The sequence below is a fragment of the Microcystis sp. T1-4 genome, assembly GCF_000297435.1.
In the GTDB taxonomy this organism is placed as follows: domain Bacteria; phylum Cyanobacteriota; class Cyanobacteriia; order Cyanobacteriales; family Microcystaceae; genus Microcystis.
In genome coordinates, this window is sequence record NZ_CAIP01000344.1 from 1 (window position 1) to 659 (window position 659).

General features: G+C 48.6%; 1 pseudogene. It reads left to right on the plus strand.

Features of this window, described 5'->3' with window-relative positions:
* Nucleotides 1-112 precede the first annotated feature (112 nt).
* Nucleotides 113-659 (plus strand): annotated as a pseudogene (locus tag MICAI_RS17005) (arginase family protein); the annotation flags it as partial.

Consider the following 659-nt stretch of genomic DNA (forward strand, 5'->3'; position numbering starts at 1 on the left):
GATAAGGGTTTTTGGCTATTGTAGTATATATGTCTGGGGTCAGTTGAGATAGACAAAAATAGTCAAAATATTTATAATAGAAGATTGGACTAAAATTTTCTGTGACTTGCCCATGTTATTGTCTTGCGCCACCGGTAGCGAACAGTTTTTAGGGAGTGAAGCGATCGCATCTTACGCCACAGCTAAGGCCGTAATCCTGCCGATTCCCTACGAGGCCACCACCACCTATCGCAAGGGTTGTGAAACTGGACCAGCGGCGGTGATTACTGCTTCCCAACAATTGGAAGCCTATGACGAGGAACTTAAGCGGGAAACCTGTTTAGAAGTGGGCATCTATACCCATGATGCGATCGCAGATACCCGTCAGCAACCGCAATTGTCCGCCGAGGAGATGTTAGCCGTCACCACAGCTACAGTTTCGCGTCTAATTGCCGATGATAAGTTTGTCGTCGCCGTCGGGGGTGAACACGCTATCACCACGGGAGTAGTACAAGCTTACCGACAAGCTTTATCGGAACCTTTTACGTGGTTCAAATTGATGCCCATGGCGATATGCGTTTTGAGTACGAAGGCTCCCACCATAACCACGCCTGTGTGATGCGTCGGGTGTTAGAAATGGGTTTACCGACCTTACCCGTGGGAATTCGGGCTATTTGTCG